Origin of the sequence: Rhizobium sp. NZLR1b, assembly GCF_019685155.1 — a bacterium.
Classification (GTDB): domain Bacteria; phylum Pseudomonadota; class Alphaproteobacteria; order Rhizobiales; family Rhizobiaceae; genus Rhizobium.
Window position 1 is genome coordinate 1 of the sequence record NZ_JABDWC010000036.1, and the last position, 19833, is coordinate 19833.

The window sequence follows — 19833 nt, forward strand, 5'->3', positions numbered from 1 at the left end:
GCGGCGGCCGCGGCAAGGTGCGGGCTGTGCTGTTCATGGCCGCCCTCGTCGCCAGTCGGTACAACCCCGACCTCAAGGCCTTCCGCGACCGTCTGGTCGCGGCCGGCAAGCCCAAGATCGTCGCAACCGTCGCAACTATGCGCAAGCTGCTCACCATCCTCAATGCCATCATCAGGGACGGACGACCATGGCAAAACGCTTGACAAATAAGACAGTCGCTCTCCCCGCTGGGGAGAAGAGATTACCCTCTCCATCCGTCGAGCAACACGACCTTCTCCACCCCCGCAAACCTGGCCACCCGGTCCAGTTCAGCCTCCAACCTCTCCAGCCGCCCGGTCGAAGCCTTGACGCCAGGCTCCAGCCAGAGCCGCCGGACATCAAGCGTCGATTTCTTCCGATCGGCCTTCATATCGATACGGCCGATCAGCCGGTCGCCTTCGAGCAGCGGGAAGACGTAATAGCCATATTCGCGCTTCGGTTCGGGCACGAAAATCTCGATGCGGTAGAAGAAGCCGAACAGGCGTTCGGTGCGGTTGCGGTCGCGGATCATCGGGTCGAAGGGGCTGAGCACGCGGATGCGCGGCGGCGCGCCGGGGTAATTGTCGAGCGTCGAGAGGAAATCGGCGAAAGCCCAGGAGGGGCGCGGCTTGGCGCCGAGCGCCGGTTCGATCAGCACTTCGATCAGCTCATCGCGATGGGCTGATACCCAGGCCTTGGCTTCATCGGGCGAGACGAGGTTCCAGAAGGCTGAGATCTCGCCATGGGTGGCAAAGCCGAGGCGGGCGAGCGCGCTGCGGCAGGCCCAGTCGATAAATTCCTCGCGGCTTACCTCCGGCTCGCGGAATTCGGCCGGGATGACACGCTCCGTCAGGTCATAGATCTTCTGGAAGTTCGACCGGCCGGCGATGGCGAACTTGCCGGTGTGCCAGAAATATTCGAGCGCGGTCTTGTTCGGATGCCAGTTCCACCAGCCGCCGGAGACATGGCCGTCGGCCTTGATGTCGCGGGCGAGGATCGCGCCGTCGCGCTCGACGCGCTCATAGGTCTCCTCGAAAGCCGTCTCGAAACCCTCGCCGCGCCATTTGCGCCAGCGTTCGATGATGACCTTTTCCTGATGGCGGAACTTGTGTTTCCAATAAACGAAGAAGGTGCTCGGCAGGATGGAGGCGTCATGTGTCCAGTGCTCGAACAGCGCGCCGTCCTTTTCGAGCAGCGCAGTCAGGTGCTCGCGCCGGTAGGTCTGGTTGCGGGAAAACAGGATCTGATGATGTGCACGCTCCACCGTCTGGATGCTGTCCACCTGGACAAAACCCAGCTCGCGGATGAGCTGCAACAGGCCGTCCTTGGTCAAGGCGCGGTTCGGCGGGGCGCTGAGGCCCTGCTTGGCAAGAAAGACACGGCGGGCGTCGGAATTGGAAAGCAGATTGGTCATGGCGACATCATAATCCGGAAAATCTTCCTAGCGCATTCCGTTTTTCTCCGAATCACGGAAATGCTCTAGGCTTTTGTTTCCACGCGATCCCGGACGCAAAACCGCTGCGCACTTTTGCTGGGATTGCTCCAGCCACCCGATATTCGGTGGATATCGAAAGCGAGATTTGCTCTTTCATCCCCCCGGCGTCTCCGTATAGAAAGCGGCATCGCATGGATGTGAGGGCTGGTTTGGATATTGTTTTCGAAGGTGCCGGGGTCAGTTTCGGGGCACGGGTGGCGCTGGAGCCGCTGACGCTCGGCATTTCTGGGAAACGTGTCGGCGTCATCGGGCTGAACGGTTCGGGCAAGACGACTTTCGCGCGGCTGATCAACGGGCTGAGCAAGCCGACGGTCGGCCGCGTCACCGTCAACGGCCGCGATACGGCCGACGAGAAGGCGGCTGTGGCCGATGTCGGCTTCATCTTCCAGTCGCCGCAGAACCAGATCATCCTGCCGATCGTCAGGGACGACATCGCCTTCGGGCTGAAGCGGCGCGGTTTCACCAAGGCGGAGATCGAGGCGAAGGTCGAAGCCGTGCTTGCCCGCTTCGGCGCCGAGGCGCTCGCCGGTCGCCGAGCGCACGAGCTTTCCGGCGGCGAGCTGCAGGTGGCCGCTCTCTGCTCGGTGCTGGCGACGGGACCGGGCATTCTCATCCTCGACGAGCCGACCAACCAGCTCGACTTGAAGAACCGGGCGCTGGTCGAAGGGATTATCGCCGGGCTGCCGGAAAGCGCCATCGTCATCACCCATGACCTGGAATTGATCGCCGATTTCGAGCGAGTGCTGCTGTTTCATGAAGGGCGGCTTGCCGCGGATGCGCCGGCCATTGAGGCGATCGCGCGCTACAGGGAGATCGCCGCCTGATGCAATCGCTCTATGTCGAAGGCAACAGCGTGATGCACCGGCTTTCGCCGCGGCTAAAGCTGCTGTCGCTTGCGGCCTTGAGCGTCGTGCTGTTCATTACCGACAATCTCGCCGTGCTTTCCACCGCCGTGCTGCTGACGGCGGTTTTCTACCGCATGGTCGGCCTGCCGTTTGCGGATGCGCTCAGGCGGCTGCGGCCGATCTTCCTGACGATCGCCGTCGTCGCGCTCTTCAACCTGATCTTCAATCCCTGGCACGAGGCGCTCGTGCCGCTGCTGCGGCTGACGGCGCTGATGCTTTTCGCCGCCACCGTGACGGCGACGACGTCGATCACCGAATTTATCGACGAGGTGACGGCGCTTGCCCGCCCGCTGGAGCGCACCGGCTGGGTACAGGCCGACGATATCGGCCTGGCGCTTGGGCTGGTGCTGCGCTTCGTGCCCGAGATCGTCACGCGTTATCAGGCGATCCGCGAGGCGCACAGGGCGCGTGGGCTGAAGGCCCGGCCGGCGAGCCTGCTTGCGCCACTGATCATTCTGACGCTCAAGGATGCGGATAATATCGCCTCGGCGATTGACGCGCGCGGCATTCGGCGGCATGGAAGTTAACCAATTTTAACCACGGAATTCATGATGAGCACCCGCGACCTCGTTCTCACCGCCCTCTTTGCCGCAATCATCGTGGCGCTCGGCCTGCTGCCGCCGATCCCGCTCGGCTTCATTCCGGTACCGATCACCGCGCAATCGCTCGGCGTGATGATGGCCGGCGTCGTGCTCGGCGCCCGGCGCGGCGCCATTGCCGTGATGATCGTGCTCCTGCTCGTCGCCATCGGCCTGCCGGTGCTTTCCGGCGGCCGCGGCGGGCTGGCGATCTTCGCCTCGCCGACCGCCGGCTTCCTGATCGGCTGGATCTTTGCCGCCTTCGTCACCGGCTATCTCAGCGAGCGGCTGGTCAATGACCGGCAGTCCGGCCTGGTGCAGACGGTGAGCTTCTTCCTCACCGCCGTGGTCGGCGGCGTCGTCGTGCTCTACGCCTTCGGCATCACCTATCTCGCGACGGTGGCTGGTCTCGGCTTCACGAAGGCTTTCATCGGCTCGATGGCTTTCGTTCCCGGCGATGTGGTCAAGGCCTTCGTCGCAGCCCTCCTCGGCCGCGCCGTCATGGTCGGCTATCCCCTGCTGCCGCTGCGCGCGTAAGGCGTAGGCACGCTATCACCTGCACCGACAGCCGCCTTCGGCTCGAAGGCGGCTGTCGCTTGTTGACGGCTGCTTTCAACATCGATTGAATTATTGGCCAAATCCAGCGACCGGTGAGCAAGCCTATCAAAAACCATGCGCAGAACTCTGCGGATGGGCGGCTCTCCCCATTTGCATACGACGAGCGACATTGCACAGACGATCGCGACGGCCAAACCGAGTGCCGGCAGGGGTGTCATGCCCAGATCGGTCAGCCAATCGAGAAGCTGGATGCCGATGGCGAAATGCAGGAGATAGAGCGGGTAGGTCATCAAGCCGAGGGTTTTGACCGATTGGAGCAAGGCTTTCGGGAGACGACTGATCTGCCGGCTATAGCCGACGCTGGCCGCGATGAAGACCAGCCCCGCCGCCCAGATCAAGATTGCCGGAAGCGGCGAGAATGAATGACCCGCCACGGCGAGCGTGCGATCGCTGGTGCTGCCGGCTGCCATGTAAATCTGAGTAGCCCCGGTCACCAGCGCGCAGATCAAACCCACCCAGGAAATTGGGCTCATCCGCGTTCGAGACAAAAGCCAGATGTAGATGTAGATGCCGATGGCAAACTGGCAGCCGTAATAAAAGGGAACGGCCCGCCAGGCGGTGTCGGTGAATATGGCCAGGATCTCAGAATCGGGAAATGCGTTTAACAGAGCGATGAAAGCGGTACTTGCCAACGACAGGCCGAGCGCCAGCGCAGGCATCCTCGCCCTACGACCGGTCGCACACAGGATGAAGACAAGGGCATAGAAACATATCTCGCAGGCCAGTGTCCAATATTGACCATCGATCCATGGACCGCCCGGATAGAGCGTGATCGACCGCAGATAGTTCTTGATGACGCGCCTGTTGATATCCTGCGTCGCGATGAAGATCAGCGTCAGTGACGCGCAGATCCACACCGCCGGATACAGCCGCAGGACCCGTCCCTTCAGGAACGACATGGCGGTGGCCGAGGCGGCGGAGTTGATGATCACGAGCCCGGATATGACGAAGAACAGTTCGACGCCAACCCATCCCGGTTGGGCAACATTCTCGATCGCGGGCATTTTGTAGGGTCTCAGATATAAGGGCGACGCCCAGGAAGCAAATCCGAGATGAAACACCGTTACCATGAGCGCGCACACAAATCTGAGTGCGTCGATACCGTAAATATACGGGCTGGCAGTGTCGGATTTCGACATATCTGTTCTCCCAATATCTGAGGCAGTACTACCCTGGCTGGGATATTGATGCAAGGCACGCGCAGAACGCGCGGCAATCGACGATTGCGTGATGGATCAGTTCGTCAGCTTTCTCGGTCAGAGATCATCAAGACGAGCGGCCACAGCCTCCCGTTCTTCCCCGGCGAGATCGTCAAGCGGGGTATCGCATACGCCCATTGGGGCGCGGTTCACGAAGCGGTATTGGCATCGAAATGTGGAGAGCGCGCGTCGCGCATGAGGAATTTCCAACGGAAAACCGTCTCCACGCTGTCGGAACGTCTGGCGTTCCGGTCCATTGCCGGCCTCTTACGGCTTGGAAAATCGGCAACAAAAAAACCGCCTTGAGGCGGTCGGGCATACTATCGATTTCAGTTCAGCTAGTCTCCACCTCCACCATCTCCCCCTCCTCCGTCACCATCGTCACAGGCGCCACCGTGGCAGTCGCCGCCATGTGAAAAGTCGCCCCCATCTCCACCGCCGTCGCCAGAACTACCCGGCTTGTGGCTATTGGCAGAGATTCCGACACAAAACAGAATGAAGTAGATGATGAGCAGGCCATTCGAGAACAGTGTTTCCAATCAGTATCCTTTCGTTCGTTTCAGGAAATCTTGTTTCCTGACTAAAATAGTAGATTACTATTTCGATCGCGGCAAGGGCTCCAATATGAAACTTTCATGACAGGCTGGAATACCTCCCTCTCCCCTCAAACAGTCTCTCGCTCTGCGGCGCCGAGTTACAGCGCAGAGTATTTTGTCTCGGACTGCTGTCGTCACTTATTCAATGATCGGCGGACCAGCGGATCGGCATTCCTGCATGAACCACTCGGTAAAACGACGCACCGGCTTTTTCGCCCACGAACTGGTGATCAGGTAATATCCCTGGGTCTCTGCCGTCGCGATATCAGAAAGCACGACGAGGTCGCCGCGATCGATCTCTCGCCGAAACACTTCGACCGGGCATAATGCCACCCCATGCCCGGCGATCACCGCCGTCGCTAGAATGTTGAAGTCCTGAAATATCGGCCCCCGAACCGGCACGGGCGCCTTTATATCAGTCTTTCGAAACCATTCTCTCCAGCCATCAGCGGATTCGTCGTGCAGCAGGTCGGCCGCTGCAAAGGGAACGCCGCCGACAGCCCAATTCCGCTTGGCCAGATAATGAACGCTCGCCACCGGCTGGTTGCGGCGGGAGAAAAGCAGGCGGCTCTCACGCCCGCCCGACAGGTCTTCTCCCATGGTAATCAGAACATCCAGGCTTTCGTCATCGAAGCGCTCTTCCGCTTTTGCATAGACGATCCTGACGTCGAGGTCGGGATCGCTGTCCCGGAAAGACGGAAGCGCCGGAACCAGCCAGCGCGACGCGATCGAAGGAATGCATCCGACGGTGATCGAACGCATATTGTGGTCTCTGCGCATGTTGCCCGTTGCATGAGCGATGGCTGTCAATGAGCCCGAGATGGCCAGATAATATTCGCTGCCCGCCGGGGTCAGCGCAACGCCGCGCCCGGATTTTTGCAGCAGCTTGCGTCCCAACCACGCCTCCAGATGTTTGAGCTGATGACTGATCGCCGCATGGGTCACATGCAGTTCGTCTCCGGCCTTTGACAGACTCATGAGCCGGGCGGTCGCTTCGAAGGCTCTCAAGGCATTCAGGGGCGGCAGCTGCATATGTTCAAATTCCTCACATGACAGACAGGATTCATCATCCTCTGGAAATGTAAAAGCCCATCCAGATCTTGTTCGCGATGCGTCGAATTCAAACATGACATGTAATTTATTCTAACAGATTTCTCAATTTTGATCTTTGAAGCAAGCATGGATTCCAGTGCCTAATGGATCATGGAGATCAGAAACATCTCCGTCATTCGCGAGAGGAAAGAACATGTTTGTGAGAAGCCTGAAACAAGTGGAGCAGACCGAGCGCTTCGTCGATTGGGGCAATGGCACAAGCCATCGCCTGCTGACCAACGATGACGGGATGGGATTTACGGTCTGCCACACTGTCGTCCGCGCCAACACGCAAGCCCTGCTGCAGTACCGCAACCACCTGGAGGCCTGCTATTGCATCCAGGGCGAAGGCGAGGTCGAGGATATGGACGGGTACGTCTTTCCGATCCGCGTCGGCGACATCTACGTCCTCGATCAACATGACCGTCACTATTTGCGGGGCGGCAAGGACAAGGACCTTATTCTCGTCAGCATCTTCAACCCGCCCCTGAAAGGGACGGAACGTCACGATCTGAACAACGGAAGCGGTTCCGAATACTGAGCCAGGCGACCCGGGCCAGGCGACCCGGCAGGAGGGCGCTGCAATCTTCTTGATCGGTTTCAAGACTTCACATCATCGTCGATCTCCGGCAGATGCCTGTCACCTTGGCGAACCGTTTGGCGATGTGATAGCAAGTATCGGGATGCACGCTCCCAGCGCGGCGTGGCGTGTTGGGTGGAGAGGCCTGCCGTGATCCACACGAAGATCGATACGCTGTGGTTCAAGCGCTGCTGCGCGTTTCACTTGCAGTTTCTTCCCGACCGCGAGACGCGGTCAAAGCTCTGCGACTTGCAAGACAGTATCAAGCGAGACAGCGCCGCGCCGCTCTCACGCGTTCCGGCAACAAGCCTGCACATGACGGTCGTCACCCTGGTCAACGCCGCGGCCCAATTCAGTATTCCAAACGATGAGGTCTGGAAGCGGAACGGGGAAAGCTGGACGGAGATCGTCGAGAGGCTGGTCGAAGAGACCCCACCATTTGACATTCATTTTCACGAGGTGGCGGCTTCGCAAGCTGCTGTTTTCGTCAAAGCGGAGGAGCCGGCGGAATTGCGCAGGCTTCGCTCGGCCATTTCACAGGCCATCGGCTTCGAACAGTGGCGTCCAACCCCGCCCCGCATAGCGCATATAACACTGTTCAGGTTTTTTGCCGAAGAGCCGGTGCCGGCGGTCAACTTCGACGCCGGTTCTTTGCCCAAGGAAATGCGGGTTGGATCCGTTACATTGCTGGAAGAGCGCGTTTATCCAAATGTCGAGATCAATATACTCAGCGAACCGCTCCTCCGGGGCACAGCCGCGGAATAGTCACTCCGGCTGGTTGAACAGCTCTGCTTTGGCGCCATTCAACGCATCAACAGCGACACCAGGCCGGTCCGGGAGTTGACCCCAAGCTTGGAATAGATGTTTCTCAGATGGGTTCTGACCGTCCCAAATGCAACGGAATTCACATGGTAATCTTAGATGAAACGGCCGCACACGCACTGATGACGGACGTTAGTCCAAAAATCGATAAAGCCAATCCCGCGTTTCCTCCGGCAGAGACACCGGCTGCTGATCCTCTTGGGCGCGGGCCTGCCAGATAATCTCCACCTCGGCGGCGCGCTCCTCGCCGGTGTCGATCGAAACGATGAAGCCGATGGAGCGGACGCCGATCTTGTCGACGGCGGCCGTGAAGATTGCCGGCTCGTCATAGTGCAGCGGACGGTGGAGAATGCAGGAAATCTTGGTGGCGCTGTAGATCGGTTCGTCGTCGATATCGGGACGCGACGACCAGAAGCTCGCAATGACGGACTCGGCGTAGGAAATATAGGAGGCCAGAAACATCTGGCCGGTCATATCGACATCGCGAAACGGCACATGTATTTCCGCCACACCAGGGCGTTTCAACTGACTCATCAACAACTCTGCCTACAGAATTCCCCATCAGCGACAGTAGCGACGGGGTTCGGCGAAGTAAACGCCGCATATGACAGGAATTGCAAGGCGGCGGACGGTCGGACGGCGCGAAGACAGCGCTTGTTGAAATCATCGGGCGATGCCCCATCTGCTGTGGAACATGACGTAAGCGACCGATAGAGTGTCTTCATGAGCACCCGTCTTTATGAACACCCGATCTTCCTGGAACATGTGACGCCCGCCGGTCATCCGGAGCGATCGGACAGGATCCGCGCCATCAATGTCGCGCTGGAACATCCGAATTTCGAGCGGCTGGAGCGCCGGCAGGCGCCGCAGGCGAGTGAAGATGCGGTGCTGCTTGCGCATCCGGAGGAACATCTTGCCGCCGTGATGCGGGAGATTCCCGAGGAAGAGGGTGAGATCAATCAGCTGGAAGCCGATACCTATGCCAGTCCCAAAAGCCTGCAGGCGGCGCTGACCGGCATCGGCGGAGCGATGGCAGCGGTGGACGACGTCTTTTCCGGCCGGGCCGACAATGTCTTCGTCGCCGCCCGCCCGCCGGGGCACCATGCCGAGAAGATGACGGCGATGGGCTTCTGCTTCTTCAACAATGCGGCGATCGCCGCCCGCCATGCCCAGAAGACGCATGGCGCCGAGCGCATCGCCATCGTCGATTGGGACGTGCACCACGGCAATGGCACGCAGGATATCTTCTGGGACGACGCCTCGGTGCTGTTCTGCTCGACGCATCAGATGCCGCTCTATCCCGGCACCGGCGCCAAGGACGAGAAGGGCAAGCACAACACCATCGTCAATGCGCCGCTTTCGCCGAATGTCGGCAGCGACCATTTTCGCGAGGCGTTCAAATCGCGCGTGCTGCCGGCGCTTGACGATTTCCGGCCGGATCTCATCATCATTTCGGCCGGCTTCGACGCCCATCACCGCGATCCGCTGGCGCAGATCAACCTGACCGGCGAGGATTTCGACTGGGCGACCGGGCGCGTGCTCGAACTCGCCGACCGGCACGCGAAGAACCGGGTCGTCAGCCTGCTCGAAGGCGGTTATGATTTGGAAGGCCTCGCCGAATCGGCGGGCATGCATATTCTGCGAATGATGAAGGGTTGAGAATGACTGACAGCGCCAAGCCGGAGGTATCCGGCCTTTCCTTCGAAAAGGCGGTCGCCGAACTCGAAAGCATCGTCGCCCGGCTGGAACGCGGCGACGTGGCGCTGGATGAATCCATCGAGATCTATGAGCGCGGCGAAGCGCTGAAGAAACATTGCGAGACGCTGCTTTCGGCCGCCGAGAACCGCATCGAGAAGATCAGGCTCGACCGCGCCGGCAAGCCGCAGGCCGTCGAGCCTCTCGACGGGGCCTGAGGCCTGATGTATGTCGCCCGGAAGTGTGCCGCGGTTCCGGGATACGACATGCACGAAAACAAGTAGCAAAAGCCCCTTTTGAAGGCGCTTGGCGATCGGCTTGCGATCGATCTATGATCCCCTTCGAGAACCATGAGGGGACAGAAAAATGACGGACAGATTGAAGGGCAAGGTCGCCATTATCTCGGGCGGCGCGACCGGCATGGGCGGTGCCGCCGCGAAGCTCTTTGCGGCCGAAGGCGCGCGTGTCGCGATCATCGACCGCAACGGGGAAGCGGCTGATGAGACCGTCAAGCAGATCCGTGATGCCGGCGGCGAGGCCGAATGCTGGACGGCCGATGTCTCTGATGAAACCGCCGTCAATGCCGCCGTCTCAGGCGTGGAGGAACGCTACGGCGCGGTGACCGTGCTTTTCAATCACGCCGGCACGATCGTCATCAAACCCTTCCTGGAAACGACGCTTCAGGAATGGGACTGGCTGCACGCCGTCAATGTGCGCTCGATGTTCCTGATGACCAAGGCGGTGCTGCCGAAGATGATTGCGAGTGGTGGCGGATCGATCGTCTGCACCTCGTCGATCTCGGCGGTCGCCGCCACGCCGATGGAAGTGCTCTACGACACGACCAAGGGCGCCGTGCATATGTTTGCCCGAGCGATTGCAGTAGAATTCCGCGACCGCAATATCCGCTGCAACGCCGTCTGCCCCGGCTTCATCCGCACGCCGCACGGCCTGCGCGAAGTGGCCGACCTGCAGGCGCTCGGCGTCGATGTTTCCGATGCCGCCATCGCCGCGCAGCAGGGGCGGATCGGCGAGCCAGAGGATGTCGCGAGAGCGGCACTTTATCTCGCCAGCGACGAATCGAACTTCGTCAACGGCGCCCATCTCTTCGTCGACAATGGTTTTACGGCGATCTGAAACCGGCTCCGCGACAGGTGGCCGGAAAGTCTGCCTCACCTACTGGCAACCTCGATGTCCACAGGCAGACTGCCGGCCAAACGCGTCACTGCCTCACGATCCGACAGCAACCACTTCGGACCGGGGAATGCTGAAAACAATCGCGCATGCGCGTCGAAGGAATTCCAGTTGTTTGCTCGGATTCGGTACTCCGCCACCCACTTGAGAAGGTCGACAAACTGCGTCTGGGTCCCCCCGCCCTGAATGCCCCTTTCCTTGATATTGGCGATGCACACCTCGTCGGGCAGATCGATCCAGATCAATGCGGTCACGCGGTCGAGGGCCATGTTCACCAATTCGCCATAGACCCCTTCCATAACCCAGCGATCCGTTTCGGCCGCCGCCTTGACCATCGTGTCTCTACGCGTCCTATCGCGAGCGATGCCATAGCCACCCGGCTCCCAATGAATATCGTCAAGATGAATAAGGGGACGACGGAGCCGCTCGCCAATGCGATGGGCGAGCCACGTCTTGCCGGTCCCACCGTTTCCCATGATGAAAACGCGTTCGAAGGCTGCCGATGCACTGCCAAATTCCATTCCCGCCTCGTGAAGATTCGACGATGTCACCAGGTTTACGTAATATAAACGGGAATATTCTGACTCACGCAAATCAACACTGGCGAACTCCGTTGCGCAAATGACAGGTCGATCAGCGAGGCAACTACGGGTGCAGCACAACATTTCAAAATATGTATTCCAACAGGTCGATGTCTTCTCCTCCCAGCCCCTGAAGGGTAACCCTCTCGCCGTCGTCGTTGGCGCAGACGCATTGACAGACCGCCAGATGGCCTCTTTCGCCAATTGGACGAACCTCAGCGAGACGACGTTTCTTCTCCAACCGACGACGGGGGATGCCGACTATCGCGTCCGCATTTTTACGCCGGCCCGCGAGCTTCCATTCGCAGGGCACCCCACCTTGGGGAGCTGTCATGTATGGTTGGCGTCCGGCGGCAAATCGAAAGGAAGCGAGATCGTGCAGGAGTGCGAAGCAGGTCTTATCCGCATTCGTCAGGACGGTGCCCGGCTCGCCTTCGCCGCCCCGCGTCTGAACCGCTGCGGACCGGTCGAGCCAGAGATGCTGGCGCGGATCGTCAAGGGATTGCGTTTGGCGGAAGACGCGATCGTCGATGCGAACTGGGTGGACAACGGACCGGGCTGGATGGCGGTGCTGCTGCATTCGCGAGAGGACCTCCTGGCCTTGCGCCCGGATTTCGGTGTCATATCCGGATTGCGGGTCGGTGTCGTCGCGCCTTGGCATGCTGCGGAAGACGGGCGTGACGCCGATTTCGAAGTCCGTGCCTTTACCGCTGCTGGTTTTGAAGACCCCGTCACCGGCAGCCTGAATGCCGGTCTCGCCCAATGGCTGATCGGAAGCGGCATCGCGCCCCGCGCCTATGTGGCCAGTCAAGGCACGGTTCTAGGGCGAGCAGGCCGCGTCCATGTGGAACAGGTTGGTGGCGAAATCTGGATTGGCGGGGCTGTGACAAGCTGCATCGAAGGCACCGCCATCCTTTAGGCTTGCGCTCGACATCGATGGCTTGAAAGGCGGCGATGTTGGACGCGCGGCGTTTTAGGCACTATTTGTGGTCGATACGCTAGCGATCGGAGATCCGTCATGTCCTTCTTTCCCGGTAAAGATCCCCTGCCCGGCGATGCCTTCGCCTGCGATGCGATCGAGAACCTGATCATTCCGCGCACCAGCGATATCGGCGGGTTCCAGGTGCGGCGGGCGCTGCCCACCCGGCAGCGGCGGCTGGTCGGGCCGTTCATCTTCTTCGACCGCATGGGGCCGGCGATCCTGAAGCCGGACGAGGCGCTTGATGTGAAGCCGCATCCGCATATCGGCCTGTCGACGGTCACCTATCTCTTCGACGGCGAGATCCGCCATCGCGACAGCCTCGGCACCGAAAAGGTCATTCGTCCCGGCGATATCAACCTGATGACGGCAGGCCGCGGCATCGTGCATTCGGAGCGCACGCCCGACAATCTGCGCGGCCATCCGCTGCTGATGTCGGGGCTGCAGACCTGGCTGGCGCTGCCCGACGACAAGGAGGAGATCGATCCCGCCTTCGCTCATACGGAAAAGTCTGACATGCCGCTGATCGAGACTCCAGGCGTGCGTGGGCGCGTGGTCATCGGCTCGTTCGAAGGCATGACATCGCCGGTCGGAGTTTTCTCCGACACGCTCTATGTCGATCTCAGCCTGCAGCCGGGCGCGACATTTCCCTTCGGCGCGGCGCATGAAGAGCGCGCCGTCTACGTGCTCTCGGGCGAGGTCGTCATCTCGGGCGACCGTTTCGCCGCCGACCAGCTGCTGGTCTTCAGGCCCGGCGATCCAATCACGCTCGAAGCCGGCAGCGATGGCTGCCACCTGATGCTGTTCGGCGGTGCGGCGCTCAATTCGAAACGCTATATCTGGTGGAATTTCGTTTCCTCCTCGAAGGAGCGGATCGAAAAGGCCAAGGAGGAATGGCGGACCGGCCGCTTCGATATCGTTCCGGGTGACGAGGAGGAATTCGTGCCTTTGCCGGAGAGGTGACGGCAGCCGCGATGCGCCACCGCCGTTGACCTGCCACCTGAATTTCAACCCGCGAAATATCGGGTCAGCGCTCCCTTGGTGCGGTTCACGTAGCCATCCTGCCAGCTGTCGTCGACGTTGAGAAAACCCGACCGGCCCTTCTTGCCCTGGCGCTTCAATTCCGCCTCGACGGCGCGGAAGCGATAGTGATCATAGACATCGAGGATGTGGACGGCATAGGCCTCGGCGAGCGCGCGGTCGCCTTTGACGATCAGCATGTTTTCGTCATTGGCATAAGAGGCTTTGAAGCCGAGATTGTGGCTGCCGAGGACGACGACGCACTCGTCCGACAGAGGATCGATCACCAGCACCTTGTCGTGAATGATGGCGCCCACCTTCTTGGCGGTCAGTTCCTCGGCGCCGAAATCCGCCAACAGCTGGCGGTCATCGATGCGCGACGCCCGGACGATCGAGACATTGGCCTCGTCGAAAGTGTGGGGCGAGACAGCCTCTTCATCGTCGTCGGGATCGTCGGGGTCGTTCTCCTTGCCGGCGACGTAATTGGGCATGGCCTGGGCGCTTGAAACTGCGCCGGTAACGATCAGCTTCTGATCCTTGAGGGCGATATCGATCGCCTCGCCAACGATGCAATCCCTGCCCGACTGACCGGGATAGAAGGCAAGAAACAGCACAGCGTGCTCGGCACGGCGCATCAGACGGTAGACTTCACGAAGATCGGGCGGCGTTGCCTTGCCCTTTTTGCGGCTCTGCATGTTCGGCGAGAACCACGCTTCGACCGAAGCTCCATCGTCGGACGGGACGAGAGAAGGCGTTTCGTTCGAGCGCCGGAATTCCTTGCTCTGCTGGTTGTCGGGCATGCCGTCGTCGAATTCGATGGGAGCTTCCAGCGTCGCATTGTCTTCCAGCATCCGCCCCCAATAGGCGACATAGGCTGCGGCCACCGCATCGTTTCTGACGATCAACGCATTGTTGGATTGGCCGGCAAGCCCCGTGGCCGTCCAGTTGGTGCTGCCGGTGAACACGCTGCGCGGAGCGCCATCCGGCGGTATGTGCACGACGAATTTATTGTGGCCGATCTGGCTCGAATTGTTGAACATCCGGTGGTGAATCTCGACGCCTGCATCGATCAGCGCCTGGCGTGCATGCGCATTGCGCACATCCCAGGCGTCCCCGACCTTTCCGGTATTGGCGAGGATGACGCGTAGCCTGTCCTTGTTGGCAAGCAGCAGGGCCAGCAGTTCCTCATCCTCCAACTCGTAGAGGGCGACAAGGAAGGCGCCTGATGCATTCATGAATTCCTTGAGCATCGGAATGACATCGCCGGCAAGATATTTGCGGATGCCATTCGCCGGATTGGAAATCATCTCGATCAGCTCGTTCGGCTGCTTTACGCCGTCTTCCAGCAGGACGTTTCGCAACCATTGGGCAGCGAGAATGCCATTGGTGAAGGTGGATTCGAACTGGCCGCGCTTGCGCGTCACATGGACCGGGTTGGTGGAGATGGCCGGCCCGAGATAACCGAGCGGCCGCGGAGGACCGTCATAGGCCTTGACCGCGATCTTCTCATAGGTGCCGTCATTTTTCTTGATCGGCTTGCCGTTTTGGTCCTGCTTGTTGATCTCGACGAGCTCAGGCGTCGGATCGGGTGCGGCCTGCATGCCCGGCTTCAGATCGCCAAGCGGACGGATTTCGTAACGTACGCGAACCTCGTCCGGCCGCCTTTTCATTTCGTTGCGCCGTTTGCGCAGCGTCAGGTCGCGCCAGGAGAGCTTCTGCACCGGCCAGAGCGACGTCGTTTGCGGCAGCCAGTGAGGATTGCGCTGTCCCTTGAAGGCGACCCATGCCGCGCAGGTCACGCGGTCCTCGCTGCCATCGGGTCTATTCGACACGCTGCCCTGCTCGTCGAGATAGACGCGGACGACTTCGAACCCGAGGCATCCGTCGATCTTGGCGTCGATGTCCCAGGCGAGATAGGCGACCTCGTTGTTCACATAGGCATGCGCTGCAACAATCGTTCCCATGACCCGTCCCCCAGTCAGCGCGGCAACATTGCTACCATTCCGTGTCATATTCAAGCTGCTAGCGAGCCCTCGCCTGTTCGATCGGTCGGGCTGGAAAACTGGGCGGGACCCGGCAAGATCAGGCGAGTGCAACTCACGGAAATAGAACGTGATATCTCCCGAAACCGCTCACACTTTTTTCCGCCATGCTCTAAGGTGAAAATCTTCGGTTCCTGAAATGCACTTGTTTTGCCGCAATCTAATCGAATAAAGCGAAACAAGGAAAAGCAAGAAAGAGCGCCCGCCCGTGACACAACTGCCGAAGACCCCCCTGCTCGACCAGGTCATCTACCCCGCCGACCTGCGCAAGCTCGAGGATCGCGAGCTGCCGCAGCTTGCCCGCGAAGTCCGGGACGAAATGATCGATGCGGTGTCGCGCACCGGCGGCCATCTTGGCGCCGGTCTCGGCGTCGTCGAATTGACGATCGCCATCCACAACGTCTTCAACACGCCTGACGATCGGCTGATCTTCGATGTCGGCCATCAATGTTATCCGCACAAAATCCTCACCGGCCGGCGCGACCGCATCCGCACACTGCGCCAGGAAGACGGACTTTCCGGCTTCACCCGCCGGGCCGAGAGCGAATATGATCCCTTCGGGGCGGCGCATTCCTCGACCTCGATATCGGCCGGCCTCGGCATGGCGATCGCCGCCGATCTCGATAAAGCAGACCGGCGCGTCATCGCCGTCATCGGCGACGGGGCGATGTCGGCCGGCATGGCTTATGAGGCGCTGAACAATGCCGGCGCGCTCGATGCGCGCCTCATCGTCATCCTTAACGACAACGACATGTCGATCGCGCCGCCGACAGGCGCAATGAGCGCCTATCTCGCTCGCCTCGCCTCAGGCCGCACCTATATGGGCTTCCGTGATCTCGGCAAGAAGCTGACGGCCTATCTCGGCAAGAATATCGATCGGGCGATCACCCGCGCCGTCGAGCATGCGCGCGGCTATGTCACCGGCGGCACGATGTTCGAGGAGATGGGCTTCTATCATATCGGGCCGATCGACGGGCATTCCTTCGACCATCTGCTGCCGGTGCTGCGCAACGTGCGCGACAATGGCCGCGGACCGGTGCTGATCCATGTCGTCACCCAGAAGGGCAAGGGCTATCCGCCGGCGGAAGCCGCAGCCGACAAATATCACGGCGTCAACAAGTTCGACGTCATCACCGGCGCCCAGGCCAGGGTCAAGCCGAATGCGCCCAGCTATACCAGCGTCTTTGCCGAAGCGCTTGTGCAGGAAGCAACTCTCGACGACAAGATCGTCGGCATCACTGCCGCCATGCCGAACGGTACCGGCCTCGATAAGCTTGCCGACGCCTTTCCGTCGCGCTGTTTCGATGTCGGCATCGCCGAACAGCATGCCGTGACCTTTGCCGCCGGCCTTGCGGCCGAAGGCTACAAACCGTTCGCAGCGCTCTATTCCACCTTCCTGCAGCGCGCCTACGACCAGGTCGTGCACGACGTGGCGATCCAGGGACTGCCGGTACGTTTTCCGATCGACCGCGCCGGCTTCGTCGGCGCCGATGGGCCGACCCATGCCGGCTCCTTCGACACCGCCTTCCTCACCACCCTGCCCGGCTTCGTGGTGATGGCGGCGGCCGACGAGGCCGAACTCAAGCATATGGTGCGCACGGCTGTCGCCTATGATGCCGGGCCGATCTCGTTCCGCTATCCGCGCGGCGAAGGTGTCGGCGTCGACATGCCGGCGCGCGGCGAAATCCTGCAGATCGGCAAGGGCCGCATCGTCAAGGAAGGCACCAAGGTGGCGCTGCTCTCCTTTGGCTCACGGCTTGCCGATTGTCTGCTGGCCGCCGAAGATCTCGATGCCGCCGGGCTTTCGACGACGGTTGCCGATGCGCGCTTCGCCAAGCCGCTCGACTATGATCTGATCCGCCAGCTTGCCCGCCACCACGAGATGGTGATCACCGTCGAGGAAGGCTCCATCGGCGGCTTCGGCAGCCAGGTGATGCAGTATCTTTCGAGCGAAGGCCTGCTCGACAACGGGCTGAAGATCCGCTCGCTTGTCATGCCCGATATCTGGATGGAACAGGCCAAACCCGAAGCAATGATCGCCCATGCCGGCCTCGACCGCGCCGGCATCGTTTCGACGGTGTTCAAGGCGCTGGGGCGCGGCGTTGCGGTTGGGGTTGCGGGGTAGTGATTTGGATGGGGGCTTGCTTTGTCGGCCCTCTTTGACGGCGTGCCGTTCCGCCCCCCTCGTCCGCCTGCCGGCACCTTCTCCCCGAGGGGAGAAGAGATTTGCGGCAACGTCGCGATTCCCCCTTCTCCCCTTGGGGTGAAGGTGCCCGTAGGGCGGATGAGGGGGCCGCGAGCTCCACAATGGCCATATCACCATGAAAAAGGGCGGCGCATCCACTGCACCGCCCTCTGCATTTGACGTCCTCTTTCGAAGAAGAGCGCCCTCTCAGAACTCCGTCCAGTCCTCCTGCACCGCAGCTGCGGCCGTTGCCTGCCTGCCGCCAAAGGCCTTGGCCACCGTGCGGGTCAGGGCGCGGGCTGGCGAGGCGACCGGGCGGGCGTTGGGGGCGGCGACGGTGGCGCGCGATGCTGCGGCATCCGGCCTCGTCTGGCCGAGCTTAAACTGGCGCAGCAATTCATCCAGCGCACTTGCTTCTTGAGCGAGCGCATGGCTTGCCGCGGTCTGCTCCTCGACCATGGCGGCATTCTGCTGGGTGCCCTGGTCCATGTTGTTGACGGCGGTGTTGATCTCCTGCAGGCCGATCGACTGTTCGCGGGTGGCGGTGACGATGGCGCTGACGTTACGGTTGATCTCCTGCACTTCGGCGACGATCGCTTCCAGCGCCTTGCCGGTCTCGCCGACGAGGGAGACGCCGGCAACGACCTGTTCGCCCGAGGTGGTGATCAGCGCCTTGATCTCCTTGGCCGCCTTGGCCGAGCGCTGAGCAAGCTCGCGCACTTCCTGAGCGACGACGGCAAAGCCCTTGCCGGCATCGCCGGCGCGGGCGGCTTCGACGCCGGCGTTCAGAGCCAACAGGTTGGTCTGGAAGGCGATGTCATCGATGACGCCGATGATGTTGGAGATTTCGCCCGAGGACTTTTCGATCTGCTGCATGGCGGAGACCGCCTTGCGGACGACTTCGCCGGATTTTTCGGCACCAAGGCGGGTGCGCTCGACGAGATTGCCGGCATCCTCGGCGCGCTTGGCGCTGTCGCGGACGGTCGTCGTCACCTGCTCGAGCGCTGCGGCGGTCTGTTCGACGGCGGCAGCCTGCTGTTCGGTGCGGTGGGCGAGATCGTCGGCGGCCGAGCGGATTTCGCCGGCGCCGGCATTGATCGCCGAGGCGTTGCGGCCGACTGATTGCAGGGCTGCCTGCAGCTTTTCGACGGCATGGTTGAAGTCATTGCGCAGGCTGTCATATTGCGGCGCAAACGGCGTCTGGAGACGGCCGGCCATATCGCCATTGGCAAGCTCGGCAAGGCCGCCCGCCAGAGCGTCGATGGCATGGCGGATCTCGCCTTCCTCGCGGGCCTTCTGCTCGTCGCCTGCCCGGCGCTGGCGTTCGGCGTCATCACGCATGCGGTCGGTCTCGCCGGCAAGGCGCAGCTTCTCGATCGCCGCCTGCTTGAAGACCAGCACCGACTGGGCCATGCGGCCGACTTCGTCGCCGCGGTCGGTCGCCGGGACCTCGATATCGTGCTCACCGCCGGCGAGGCGATCCATGGCTCCGGTCATGCCGACGATCGGGCGGACGATGGTGCGCGACATCAACCAGGCGAGCACGGCGGCGGCGAGCGAGGCGACGATACCGCCGGCAAGCAGCGTCGTCTTCAGATCGCTGTTGGCATCGGCGCGGATTTCAGCCAGCGCATCGGACTTTTCGCGGGCGCTGGCCTTGATCTTGGCCGAGGCCTGGCGGAAGCCGTCGAGCTGGCCCTTGGTGGCGTTGACGCCGATCTTGATGATCTCTTCGATCGGCATGTCGGTTTCCTTGCGCGCCTTGGTCTGCGGCTCGGCAAGTTCATGGAAATAGAGGTCGGCGGCCTTCTGCATGCCGTCGATCATCTCGACCAGCTGCGGCTCGGCTCCCGCCGTCTGCCTGGCGGCGGCAATCGCCTTCAGCATGCGCTCGCGATTGGCGAAGACATCGCCATAGGTGCTGTCGCTGCGGAACAGGATAAAGCCGCGCAGGTTGACGGCCTGCTCGAGCATCGCCTGCAGCGCATCGTCGATCTGGTTGACGAGCAGCTCGGACTTTTCCTGCTCGGCTGACGCTGACGCCGACGCCGTCGCCTTGGAATAAACGAAGGCGGAGACAGCGACGAAAATCAGAATGAGGGCTGCGAACGTGGCCGCAAGCTTCCCGTTCAAGGATATGTTTTTGGCGGACATCGGTGAATTTCTCCTGACGGCAGTCGACGCGGCGAAAGGCCGGTCGCGCGCGAGTCGCAACCGCAAGGCCTTTTTTTTTGAAT

At 61.2% G+C, this 19833-nt stretch carries 18 protein-coding genes and 2 pseudogenes; 12 read left to right on the forward strand and 8 right to left on the reverse strand.

Going from position 1 to position 19833, the window contains the following annotated elements; all coding sequences use genetic code 11:
• Window positions 1-203: pseudogene (locus tag HJB84_RS31385) on the forward strand (IS110 family transposase); the annotation flags it as partial.
• A gap of 38 nt (window positions 204-241) precedes the next feature.
• Here the strand turns inward: HJB84_RS31385 and HJB84_RS31390 are convergent.
• Window positions 242-1432, reverse strand: a complete 1191-nt coding sequence (locus HJB84_RS31390) for a winged helix-turn-helix domain-containing protein (protein WP_221117811.1) — start codon at window positions 1430-1432, stop codon at window positions 242-244.
• Window positions 1433-1662: 230 nt separating this feature from the next.
• Here HJB84_RS31390 and HJB84_RS31395 point away from each other — a divergent pair, with 230 nt between their 5' ends.
• From HJB84_RS31395 to HJB84_RS31405, 3 genes are read left to right on the forward strand one after another with little or no spacing between them, the layout of a single operon-like run.
• Entirely contained in the window at window positions 1663-2337 is a 675-nt protein-coding gene (locus tag HJB84_RS31395; protein ID WP_221117812.1) for an energy-coupling factor ABC transporter ATP-binding protein, read from the forward strand.
• Window positions 2337-2945 carry an energy-coupling factor transporter transmembrane protein EcfT gene (locus HJB84_RS31400; RefSeq protein WP_207583193.1) on the forward strand — a complete coding sequence of 203 codons (609 nt, stop codon included), beginning with the start codon at window positions 2337-2339 and terminating at the stop codon, window positions 2943-2945. Before HJB84_RS31395 ends, HJB84_RS31400 begins: the two co-directional genes overlap by 1 nt.
• Before the next feature lie 24 nt (window positions 2946-2969).
• A complete protein-coding gene (locus tag HJB84_RS31405) occupies window positions 2970-3533 on the forward strand; it encodes a biotin transporter BioY (RefSeq protein ID WP_221117813.1) in 564 nt (187 codons plus the stop codon).
• Here the strand turns inward: HJB84_RS31405 and HJB84_RS31410 are convergent.
• Window positions 3506-4753, reverse strand: a complete 1248-nt coding sequence (locus tag HJB84_RS31410; RefSeq protein WP_207583191.1) for an acyltransferase — start codon at window positions 4751-4753, stop codon at window positions 3506-3508. The genes HJB84_RS31405 and HJB84_RS31410 overlap by 28 nt on opposite strands.
• A gap of 794 nt (window positions 4754-5547) precedes the next feature.
• Window positions 5548-6441 carry a LysR substrate-binding domain-containing protein gene (locus tag HJB84_RS31415; RefSeq protein ID WP_221117814.1) on the reverse strand — a complete coding sequence of 298 codons (894 nt, stop codon included), beginning with the start codon at window positions 6439-6441 and terminating at the stop codon, window positions 5548-5550.
• Between the two features lie 214 nt (window positions 6442-6655).
• Between HJB84_RS31415 and HJB84_RS31420 the strand changes: the two genes are divergently transcribed.
• On the forward strand, window positions 6656-7042 hold the full coding sequence (locus HJB84_RS31420) for an ectoine synthase (RefSeq protein WP_207583189.1): 387 nt from the start codon (window positions 6656-6658) through the stop codon (window positions 7040-7042).
• Window positions 7043-7231: 189 nt separating this feature from the next.
• On the forward strand, window positions 7232-7846 hold the full coding sequence (locus HJB84_RS31425) for a 2'-5' RNA ligase family protein (RefSeq protein ID WP_207583188.1): 615 nt from the start codon (window positions 7232-7234) through the stop codon (window positions 7844-7846).
• 38 nt (window positions 7847-7884) lie between these two features.
• Here HJB84_RS31425 and HJB84_RS31430 read toward each other — a convergent pair.
• Together HJB84_RS31430 and HJB84_RS31435 are read right to left on the reverse strand one after the other, a co-directional pair.
• Window positions 7885-7980: pseudogene (locus HJB84_RS31430) on the reverse strand (LuxR C-terminal-related transcriptional regulator); the annotation flags it as partial.
• Window positions 7981-8035: 55 nt separating this feature from the next.
• Window positions 8036-8437, reverse strand: a complete 402-nt coding sequence (locus HJB84_RS31435; protein WP_207583186.1) for a thioesterase family protein — start codon at window positions 8435-8437, stop codon at window positions 8036-8038.
• A 189-nt stretch (window positions 8438-8626) separates the two neighbouring features.
• Between HJB84_RS31435 and HJB84_RS31440 the strand changes: the two genes are divergently transcribed.
• The 3 genes from HJB84_RS31440 (at window position 8627) to HJB84_RS31450 (ending at window position 10732) form a co-directional block, all read left to right on the forward strand.
• Window positions 8627-9562 (forward strand): histone deacetylase family protein, encoded by a 936-nt coding sequence (locus tag HJB84_RS31440; RefSeq protein ID WP_207583185.1) that lies wholly within the window; start codon window positions 8627-8629, stop codon window positions 9560-9562.
• Window positions 9563-9564: 2 nt separating this feature from the next.
• Window positions 9565-9816 carry an exodeoxyribonuclease VII small subunit gene (locus tag HJB84_RS31445; RefSeq protein ID WP_047613900.1) on the forward strand — a complete coding sequence of 84 codons (252 nt, stop codon included), beginning with the start codon at window positions 9565-9567 and terminating at the stop codon, window positions 9814-9816.
• Window positions 9817-9964: 148 nt separating this feature from the next.
• Window positions 9965-10732 carry an SDR family NAD(P)-dependent oxidoreductase gene (locus HJB84_RS31450; RefSeq protein ID WP_221117815.1) on the forward strand — a complete coding sequence of 256 codons (768 nt, stop codon included), beginning with the start codon at window positions 9965-9967 and terminating at the stop codon, window positions 10730-10732.
• 35 nt (window positions 10733-10767) lie between these two features.
• Here the strand turns inward: HJB84_RS31450 and HJB84_RS31455 are convergent, their stop codons facing one another.
• Window positions 10768-11310: an AAA family ATPase gene (locus tag HJB84_RS31455; RefSeq protein ID WP_221117816.1), complete on the reverse strand. Its 543-nt coding sequence runs from the start codon at window positions 11308-11310 to the stop codon at window positions 10768-10770.
• 100 nt (window positions 11311-11410) lie between these two features.
• Between HJB84_RS31455 and HJB84_RS31460 the strand changes: the two genes are divergently transcribed.
• The gene (locus HJB84_RS31460; protein WP_221117817.1) at window positions 11411-12289 is read left to right on the forward strand and encodes a PhzF family phenazine biosynthesis protein; all 879 of its coding nucleotides are present in this window, start codon (window positions 11411-11413) and stop codon (window positions 12287-12289) included.
• Between the two features lie 99 nt (window positions 12290-12388).
• Window positions 12389-13312: a pirin family protein gene (locus HJB84_RS31465; protein ID WP_207583181.1), complete on the forward strand. Its 924-nt coding sequence runs from the start codon at window positions 12389-12391 to the stop codon at window positions 13310-13312.
• Between the two features lie 44 nt (window positions 13313-13356).
• Here HJB84_RS31465 and HJB84_RS31470 read toward each other — a convergent pair whose 3' ends face one another.
• Entirely contained in the window at window positions 13357-15333 is a 1977-nt protein-coding gene (locus HJB84_RS31470) for a phospholipase D-like domain-containing protein (RefSeq protein ID WP_207583180.1), read from the reverse strand.
• A 286-nt stretch (window positions 15334-15619) separates the two neighbouring features.
• Here HJB84_RS31470 and dxs point away from each other — a divergent pair, with 286 nt between their 5' ends.
• Complete coding sequence (gene dxs, locus HJB84_RS31475; protein ID WP_221117818.1) at window positions 15620-17536, forward strand: 1-deoxy-D-xylulose-5-phosphate synthase; 1917 nt, start codon at window positions 15620-15622, stop codon at window positions 17534-17536.
• A gap of 267 nt (window positions 17537-17803) precedes the next feature.
• Here the strand turns inward: dxs and HJB84_RS31480 are convergent, their stop codons facing one another.
• Window positions 17804-19750: a methyl-accepting chemotaxis protein gene (locus tag HJB84_RS31480; RefSeq protein ID WP_207583178.1), complete on the reverse strand. Its 1947-nt coding sequence runs from the start codon at window positions 19748-19750 to the stop codon at window positions 17804-17806.
• Between the last annotated feature and the right edge of the window lie 83 nt (window positions 19751-19833).

What these genes read in the sequence shown, in the direction of transcription:
- HJB84_RS31465 (WP_207583181.1), top strand. Translation starts at nt 12,389, where the DNA reads ATGTCCTTCTTTCCCGGTAAAGATCCCCTGCCCGGCGATGCCTTCGCC.
- HJB84_RS31420 (WP_207583189.1), top strand. Translation starts at nt 6,656, where the DNA reads ATGTTTGTGAGAAGCCTGAAACAAGTGGAGCAGACCGAGCGCTTCGTC.
- HJB84_RS31390 (WP_221117811.1), bottom strand. Translation starts at nt 1,432, where the DNA reads ATGACCAATCTGCTTTCCAATTCCGACGCCCGCCGTGTCTTTCTTGCC.
- HJB84_RS31440 (WP_207583185.1), top strand. Translation starts at nt 8,627, where the DNA reads ATGAGCACCCGTCTTTATGAACACCCGATCTTCCTGGAACATGTGACG.
- HJB84_RS31460 (WP_221117817.1), top strand. Translation starts at nt 11,411, where the DNA reads ATGACAGGTCGATCAGCGAGGCAACTACGGGTGCAGCACAACATTTCA.
- HJB84_RS31450 (WP_221117815.1), top strand. Translation starts at nt 9,965, where the DNA reads ATGACGGACAGATTGAAGGGCAAGGTCGCCATTATCTCGGGCGGCGCG.
- HJB84_RS31400 (WP_207583193.1), top strand. Translation starts at nt 2,337, where the DNA reads ATGCAATCGCTCTATGTCGAAGGCAACAGCGTGATGCACCGGCTTTCG.
- HJB84_RS31470 (WP_207583180.1), bottom strand. Translation starts at nt 15,333, where the DNA reads ATGGGAACGATTGTTGCAGCGCATGCCTATGTGAACAACGAGGTCGCC.
- HJB84_RS31415 (WP_221117814.1), bottom strand. Translation starts at nt 6,441, where the DNA reads ATGCAGCTGCCGCCCCTGAATGCCTTGAGAGCCTTCGAAGCGACCGCC.
- HJB84_RS31405 (WP_221117813.1), top strand. Translation starts at nt 2,970, where the DNA reads ATGAGCACCCGCGACCTCGTTCTCACCGCCCTCTTTGCCGCAATCATC.
- HJB84_RS31445 (WP_047613900.1), top strand. Translation starts at nt 9,565, where the DNA reads ATGACTGACAGCGCCAAGCCGGAGGTATCCGGCCTTTCCTTCGAAAAG.
- HJB84_RS31480 (WP_207583178.1), bottom strand. Translation starts at nt 19,750, where the DNA reads ATGTCCGCCAAAAACATATCCTTGAACGGGAAGCTTGCGGCCACGTTC.
- HJB84_RS31435 (WP_207583186.1), bottom strand. Translation starts at nt 8,437, where the DNA reads ATGAGTCAGTTGAAACGCCCTGGTGTGGCGGAAATACATGTGCCGTTT.
- HJB84_RS31410 (WP_207583191.1), bottom strand. Translation starts at nt 4,753, where the DNA reads ATGTCGAAATCCGACACTGCCAGCCCGTATATTTACGGTATCGACGCA.
- HJB84_RS31455 (WP_221117816.1), bottom strand. Translation starts at nt 11,310, where the DNA reads ATGGAATTTGGCAGTGCATCGGCAGCCTTCGAACGCGTTTTCATCATG.